The sequence below is a fragment of the Streptomyces exfoliatus genome (assembly GCF_000725545.1).
GTDB classification, from domain to species: Bacteria; Actinomycetota; Actinomycetes; order Streptomycetales; family Streptomycetaceae; genus Streptomyces; species Streptomyces exfoliatus.
The window spans coordinates 335,066-341,697 of sequence record NZ_KL647056.1; the positions used below are offsets into that span (position 1 = coordinate 335,066).

Here is a 6,632-nt window from a genome sequence, read left to right on the forward strand (position 1 = left end):
CCCCGAGCTTACGGAGGCCGGGGATCGCCGAGGGCGGGGGCTGCCGAGGGTGCGGGCTACCGGAGTCAGAGCTTGCGGAGGCTCAGGCGCTGCACCTTGTGGTCGGGGCCCTTGCGGACGACGAGGGTCGCCCGGCCGCGCGTCGGGGCCACGTTCTCCAGGAGGTTCACCTTGTTGATGGTCCGCCACATCGTGCGGGCGTAGTCCAGTGCCTCCTCCTCGGAGACCTGGGTGTAGCGCTGGAAGTACGAGGACGGGTTCTGGAACGCGGTGTCGCGCAGCTTGCGGAAGCGGTTGAGGTACCAGCGCTCGATGTCCTCGGGCCTGGCGTCCACGTACACCGAGAAGTCGAAGTAGTCGGCGAGGCCGACGCGGGTCCTGCCGTCCTTGCCCGGCAGGGCCGGCTGGAGGACGTTGAGCCCCTCCACGATGAGGATGTCCGGGCGGCGGACCACCAGCCGCTCGTCGGGGACGCGGTCGTAGATGAGGTGCGAGTAGACGGGCGCGGTCACCTCCTCCTTGCCGGCCTTGATGTCGGCGACGAAGCGGGTGAGCGCGCGGCGGTCGTACGACTCGGGGAAGCCCTTGCGGGACATGAGCCCGCGCGCCTTCAGCTCCTCCATCGGGTAGAGGAAGGCGTCCGTGGTCACCAGCTCCACGCGCGGGTGCTCCGGCCAGCGGGCGAGCAGCGCCTGCAGGAGCCGGGAGACCGTCGACTTGCCGACGGCGACGGAACCGGCGACCCCTATGACGAAGGGGGTGCCGCGCTGCTCGGCGTTCTCGCCGAGGAAGGTGTTCAGGGCGCCGCGGAGGCCGCTGGTGGCCTGCACGTACAGGTTGAGGAGCCGGGAGAGGGGCAGGTAGATGTCCCGTACCTCGTCGAGGTCGATGACGTCCCCGAGCCCGCGGAGCCGTTCGACCTCGTCGGCGGTGAGCGGCAGCGGGGTCTTGTCCCGCAGGTCGCTCCACTCGGCCCGGGTGAGGTCGACGTAGGGGGTCGCCTCGGAGGGGCGGCGAGGCCCGGAGCCGTTGCGGGGGCCGCCTCCGGGGGTGGGGCCGGTCCCGTCGGGGCTTCGTGGCGGCGAAGTGATCACCCCGCCATTGTCGGGGGTCGGCGGCCTTCGTGGGTCGTGGGGTGGGTCACGTGACAAAAGCCGTTGTCGTACTCGGCCACTAGGGTGATCATTCTGAAGCCGCGTGCGCTCTGTGAATTCACGCGGGGGGAGCCGCCGAAGGCGGCACGAGAACCACGAAGAGAACAGAGAGCCACCTCAGATGCGTACGTCCATGAGAAGCGCGGCCGTCGCCGCCACCGCCGTCTCCTTCGCCCTGCTCGTCACCGCCTGTGGCGGCGAGAAGAAGGACGACAAGGGCGCGGGCAAGGAGGGCGCGTCGGCATCCGCGTCGGCGACCGCGGCCGAGCCCGCGGCGAAGGCGCTGTCCGCCGCGGAGCTGGACAAGCTGATCGTCGAGACGGCCGACGTCAAGGGCCACAAGGTGGAGAAGGCCAAGGCCGGGGACATCGTGTCCGCGGACAAGGTCACCACCGACAAGGCCGCCTGCGCGCCGATCGCCCACGCCATGTCCTTCATCGCGCCCGGCTCGCCCGCGGCCTCGGCGCAGCGCCGGGTGATCGCGGAGCCGAAGAAGAGCGCGTCGGCCGCGCCGGAGGACGCGCTGCTGGCGGGTCTCGGCGTCCAGATGACGGCGCTGTCGCTCGGCTCGTACGACGGTCAGGGCGCCCAGGAGGCCTTCGCCTCGGTGAAGACGGCCGGTACCGAGTGCGCCGGCGGCTTCTCGGTGGACCAGGCCGCGGAGAAGACGAAGGTCACCAAGGTCGCCCCGGAGAGCGTCACCGCCGGTGACGAGGCGGTCGCGTTCTCGATCACCGTGGACATGGAGGGCCAGCCGCTCACCACCAAGCTCGTCGTCTTCCGCAAGGGCAACGCGCTCGCGTCGTTCTCGACGATCAGCTTCTCGCCCGAGGGCGTCAAGGGGCTGCCGACGGTCGTCATCGGCGCGCAGGAGAAGAAGCTCGCCTGAGTGGTCGATCGCCTGAGTGGTCGATGCCGCCTTGGCGGGGGCCGGGTGGTGGCGGCCGTGTTGCGATCCGGTACCGGTCGGGGGCGAAGTGATCATGCGGGCCGGTGGGTGCCTAACGTGCGGATGGAAACGTCTGTTCGATAAGAGGGTGTCGCGCCCGTGCCCATGAGACCCGTACGCCACCGGCCGCCCGCCCTCGCCGTCACCACCGCGTGCCTCGCCCTGCTCGTCACGGCGTGCGGCGGTGAGCGGGAGGGGGCGGAGCCGGGCGGGGCGGCCGGTGGGGGTGCCACGGCCGGCGCCTCCGCGACCTCCGCCCCGTCGACGGCGAAGGGCCTCCCTCACCCCCAGTGGCACCAAGGACCTGCCGAAGGCACTGCTTGACGCGCAGGCCGCCAAGCTGGGTCGAGCTGGTGCGCCGGGCGCCCGACGCGCGCCGACGCGCGCCTGCCCAACCCGGCTGACTCCGGCCCTCCGCGCCCCTTCCGTCCTACGCTTCCGTCATGTGTGGAATCGTGGGATACGTCGGCGGGCAGTCGGCGCTTGATGTGGTGGTCGCGGGTCTCAAGAGGCTCGAATACCGGGGCTACGACTCGGCCGGTGTCGCGGTGCTCTCCGACGGGGGCCTCGCCGCGGCGAAGAAGGCGGGCAAGCTCGTCAATCTGGAGAAGGAGCTCGTGGAACGGCCGCTGGCCGGTGGTTCCGTGGGCGTCGGGCACACCCGCTGGGCCACCCACGGGGGCCCGACCGACGTCAACGCCCACCCGCATCTCGACAACGCCGGGCGCGTCGCCGTCGTCCACAACGGCATCATCGAGAACTTCGCCGCCCTGCGCGAGGAGCTGGCCGAGCGCGGTCACACCCTGGGCTCCGAGACCGACACCGAGGTCGTCGCGCACCTCCTGGCCGAGGAGTTCTCCTCCGTCGGGGACCTCGCGGAGGCCATGCGGTTCGTGTGCCGGCGGCTCGACGGGGCGTTCACCCTGGTCGCCGTGCACGCCGACCAGCCCGACGTCGTCGTCGGCGCCCGCAGGAACTCGCCGCTCGTCGTCGGCGTGGGCGAGGGCGAGAACTTCCTCGCCTCCGACGTGTCCGCCTTCATCGCCCACACGCGTTCGGCGATCGAACTCGGCCAGGACCAGGTCGTCGAGCTGACCAGGGACGGCGTCACCGTCACCGACTTCGAGGGGGCGCCCGCCGACGTGCGGGCCTACCACGTCGACTGGGACGCCTCGGCCGCCGAGAAGGGCGGCTACGACCACTTCATGCTCAAGGAGATCGCCGAGCAGCCCAGGGCCGTCGCCGACACCCTCCTCGGCCGGATCGACGGCGCCGGGCGGCTCACCCTCGACGAGGTGCGCATCCCGGGCAGCGTGCTCCGCGAGGCCGACAAGGTCGTCATCATCGCCTGCGGCACCGCCTTCCACGCCGGGCTCATCGCCAAGTACGCCATCGAGCACTGGACCCGCATCCCCTGCGAGGTCGAGCTCGCCAGCGAGTTCCGCTACCGGGACCCGATCCTCAACCGGCGCACCCTGGTCATCGCGATCTCGCAGTCCGGCGAGACCATGGACACCCTCATGGCCCTCCGGCACGCACGTGAGCAGGGTGCCAAGGTCCTCGCCGTGTGCAACACGAACGGTTCGACGATCCCCAGGGAGTCGGACGCCGTGCTCTACACGCACGCCGGGCCCGAGGTCGCCGTCGCCTCGACCAAGGCCTTCCTCACACAGCTCGTGGCCTGCTACCTGCTCGCGCTCTACCTCGGGCAGGTGCGCGGCACCAAGTGGGGCGACGAGATCCACGCCGTGGTGCGTGAGCTCGCCAGGATCGGCGACGAGGTCGAACGCGTCCTGGAGACCATGGAGCCCGTCCGTGCCCTCGCCCGTTCCCTCGCCCACAAGGACACCGTGCTCTTCCTCGGGCGCCACGTCGGTTACCCGGTGGCGCTGGAGGGCGCGCTGAAGCTCAAGGAGCTCGCGTACATGCACGCCGAGGGCTTCGCCGCCGGCGAGCTCAAGCACGGGCCGATCGCGCTGGTCGAGGAGGACCTGCCGGTCGTCGTGGTCGTGCCCTCGCCCAAGGGCCGTTCCGTCCTCCACGACAAGATCGTCTCCAACATCCAGGAGATCCGGGCGCGTGGTGCGCGGACCATCGTGATCGCCGAGGAGGGCGACGAGGCCGTCGTCCCGTACGCCGACCACCTCATCCGCATCCCGGCCACGCCTACGCTGCTCCAGCCGCTGGTCTCCACGGTGCCGCTCCAGGTCTTCGCCTGCGAGCTCGCCACCGCGCGGGGCAACGAGGTGGACCAGCCGCGCAACCTGGCCAAATCCGTGACCGTGGAGTGAGTGGGAAATGATCATTGGGGTGGGGATCGACGTGGCGGAGATCGACCGCTTCGCCGCGTCGATCGAACGGACACCGGGACTGCTCCAGCGCCTCTTCGTCGAGCGGGAGCTGCTGCTCCCGAGCGGCGAGCGGCGCGGCGTGGCCTCGCTCGCCGTGCGGTTCGCCGCCAAGGAGGCGCTCGCCAAGGCGCTCGGCGCGCCGGGCGGACTGCACTGGACCGACGCCGAGGTGTACGTCGAGGGCACCGGGCAGCCGCGGCTGCGGGTGCGCGGGACGGTGGCGGCGCGGGCGGCGGAGTTGAACGTGAAGCACTGGCACGTGTCGCTGAGCCATGACGCGGGGGTGGCCTCGGCGGTGGTGATCGCCGAAGGGTGACCGCTCTTCGCCGCTGTACGGACCAGGGGCCCGGCCGTCGTGACTCGGTCGGGCCCCCGGCCGTGCGGCGCGCGGCTGCCAGGGCCGGCGGCGGGATCGCGTGTGCCGCGCGCGTTCAGGGCCCCCCAGGGGGTGTTGCCGTCGCCGTTGCCGTCGCCGTCCTGCGCCGCTCGTCGTCGGCGGCGGGTCGTGATGAGGGCCGCGCCGCCCAGGGCGGCCAGGCTCGCCGCGGTGAGGGCGACGGGGAGGGTGCGACTTCCCGTGGCGGCGAGGCCGCCGGTGGAGGACAGGCCAGTGGCGAACAGGCCGGTGGTGGGTGGCTCGGGGGCTGGGTGGGTGCCGGTCAGCGATGGGGAGGCCGGTGTCGCCTCCGGTGCGGTGTCCGGAGTCCCGCTGGTTTCGCTGGACGGGGCCGTGGCCGTGGAGGCGGGTGTCGGAGGGGGCGTCAACCCGTGTTCTCGGGCAGGCCCTTGAGGGCTGGGGCAGACTGCTGATCATGCGTACCGCTCACCGCGAACAGACCGTCCGGGCCGCAGAGGCCGCCCTCATGGCCCGGCTTCCCGAAGGCGCCCTCATGGCCCGCGCCGCCGCCGGACTCGCCGCCGTCTGCTGCTCGCTCCTCGGCAAAGGCCGGGTGTACGGGGCGAGGGTCGTCCTCCTCGTCGGCAGCGGCGACAACGGCGGCGACGCCCTGTACGCCGGCGCCCGGCTCGCCCGGCGCGGCGCCGGCGTCACCGCCGTCCTGCTCGGCGACCGCGCCCACGAAGGCGGGCTCGCGGCGTTCCGGGCGGCGGGAGGCCGGATCGCCGACGACCCGTTCGCCCCCCTCGCCACCGCCGACCTCGTCCTCGACGGCATCACCGGCATCGGCGGGCGGGGCGGGCTCAGGCCCGGCGCCGTGCCCGTCGCGCGGGCCGCGCGCGGCTCCGACGCCGTCGTCGTCGCCGTCGACCTGCCCAGCGGCGTCGACGCGGACACCGGCGAGGTGAGGGGCGAGGCGCTGCGGGCGGACGTGACGGTGACCTTCGGGACGTACAAGCCCGGGCTGCTCGTCGACCCCGCGCGGGAGTACGCGGGCGCGCTGCGGCTCGTCGACATCGGACTGGGCGACGAACTGCCCGGCGTGCCCGACCTGGAGGCGCTCCAGCACGAGGACGTCGCCCGGCTGCTGCCCGTACCCGGCGCCGAGAGCGACAAGTACCGGCGCGGAGTCCTCGGCGTCGTCGCCGGATCCGCCCGCTACCCCGGCGCGGCCGTCCTCACCGTCACGGGCGCGCTGCGGGGCGGGGCGGGCGCCGTGCGGTACGTCGGGCCCGCCGCCGACGCGGTGATCGCCCGGCATCCCGAGACCCTCGTCCACCCGGGGCCACCCTCCGCGGCCGGGCGGGTCCAGGCCTGGGTCGTCGGACCCGGGCTCGGCGACGAGCCGGGTGTCGAGGAGGTCCTCGCCTCGGAGGTTCCCGTCCTCGTGGACGCGGACGGTCTGCGAGGCCTGGACCCGGCTCTCGTACGGGCCCGCCCGGCCCCGACCCTCCTCACCCCGCACGCCGGGGAGGCGGCGGCGCTGCTCGGCGTGACCCGCGAGGTGGTGGAGTCCGGGCGGCTCGCGGCGGTACGGGAACTGGTGGCGCGGTTCGGGGCGACGGTGCTGCTCAAGGGCTCGACGACGCTGGTGTACGGGCCCGGTGGCGGTCCCGTACGGGTGAACCCCACCGGGACCGGCTGGCTGGCCACTGCCGGCAGCGGCGACGTCCTCTCCGGCCTCGCCGGCTCCCTCCTCGCGGCGGGCCTCCCGGCGGTCGACGCGGCGTCGTGCGCGGCGTACCTCCATGGGCTGGCGGGGCGGCGGGGGTCGGGGACGG

The 6,632-nt window shown here is 73.1% G+C and carries 6 protein-coding genes; 5 read left to right on the top strand and 1 reads right to left on the bottom strand.

The window, feature by feature from the left end; genetic code table 11:
• Positions 1-65 precede the first annotated feature (65 nt).
• Positions 66-1,094 (bottom strand): type I pantothenate kinase, encoded by a 1,029-nt coding sequence (gene coaA, locus IO20_RS0136095; RefSeq protein ID WP_030549242.1) that lies wholly within the window; start codon positions 1,092-1,094, stop codon positions 66-68.
• 193 nt (positions 1,095-1,287) lie between these two features.
• On the opposite strand from coaA, the gene IO20_RS0136100 reads away from it, so the two are divergent.
• The 5 genes from IO20_RS0136100 to IO20_RS0136115 form a co-directional block, all read left to right on the top strand.
• Positions 1,288-2,043: a hypothetical protein gene (locus IO20_RS0136100; RefSeq protein WP_078945945.1), complete on the top strand. Its 756-nt coding sequence runs from the start codon at positions 1,288-1,290 to the stop codon at positions 2,041-2,043.
• Between the two features lie 165 nt (positions 2,044-2,208).
• Positions 2,209-2,427 (top strand): hypothetical protein, encoded by a 219-nt coding sequence (locus tag IO20_RS40635; RefSeq protein WP_157850880.1) that lies wholly within the window; start codon positions 2,209-2,211, stop codon positions 2,425-2,427.
• 119 nt (positions 2,428-2,546) lie between these two features.
• Positions 2,547-4,394, top strand: a complete 1,848-nt coding sequence (gene glmS / locus IO20_RS0136105) for a glutamine--fructose-6-phosphate transaminase (isomerizing) (RefSeq protein ID WP_030549237.1) — start codon at positions 2,547-2,549, stop codon at positions 4,392-4,394.
• Positions 4,395-4,401: 7 nt separating this feature from the next.
• Positions 4,402-4,770 carry a holo-ACP synthase gene (locus IO20_RS0136110; RefSeq protein ID WP_030214077.1) on the top strand — a complete coding sequence of 123 codons (369 nt, stop codon included), beginning with the start codon at positions 4,402-4,404 and terminating at the stop codon, positions 4,768-4,770.
• A 496-nt stretch (positions 4,771-5,266) separates the two neighbouring features.
• A partial coding sequence (locus tag IO20_RS0136115; RefSeq protein WP_031127919.1) for a bifunctional ADP-dependent NAD(P)H-hydrate dehydratase/NAD(P)H-hydrate epimerase occupies positions 5,267-6,632 on the top strand: 1,366 nt, incomplete at its 3' end.